Source organism: Parapedobacter sp. SGR-10, assembly GCF_011030405.1.
GTDB lineage: Bacteria > Bacteroidota > Bacteroidia > Sphingobacteriales > Sphingobacteriaceae > Sphingobacterium.
Window position 1 is genome coordinate 1 of the sequence record NZ_JAAJTJ010000070.1, and the last position, 673, is coordinate 673.

General features: G+C 38.9%; 1 protein-coding gene. It reads left to right on the forward strand.

Translation table 11 applies throughout. From position 1 onward, the window contains the following. A partial coding sequence (locus G5B00_RS17890; protein ID WP_205966478.1) for a penicillin acylase family protein occupies positions 1-673 on the forward strand: 673 nt, incomplete at both ends.

Genomic DNA, 673 nt, shown 5'->3' on the forward strand with positions numbered 1-673 from the left:
AAATGCGTATATTGAAGAGATATTGCGTACTCCTGATAGCTTGCCTATAGAGTTTAAAATATTAGATATTCTACCCGGAAAATGGACGCCTGAGGTTGTTATTTCAAGGCATCAAGGGTTACTACAAAATGTTACAGAGGAGTTGTTGATTGGTCGGTCAGTAGCAAAGCTTGGGGTAAAAAAGACAAAGGATCTTCATTGGTTTCATCCACACGATCCTGAAATAGAACTGGATGAGAGTATTGACAAGGAATTGTTATTTGATGATATTCTTTATTTGTATAAAGCGTTTAGAAAACCTATTGATTTTCAAATAAATGATGTTGGTCTTGACTATAGAAACGATAGATATTTATCTGCTTCCAAAAATCCTTTAGAAGAAGTGATAGTAGAAGATAAATTTTCTGTAGGGAGTAATAATTGGGTGACTAGTGGTGAACTCATGGCTGATGGTCATACTTATATGGCTTGTGACCCACATAGGGCGGTGACGGTACCATCGCTGAGGTATATGGCGCACTTGGTAGCACCAGGGTGGGATGTAATCGGAGGAGGTGAGCCTACTATTCCAGGGATTTCTATTGGGCATAACGAATATGGAGCATGGGGACTTACCATTTTTAGGACTGATGCAGAGGACCTATATGTTTATGACTTAAATCCTACGAATAGG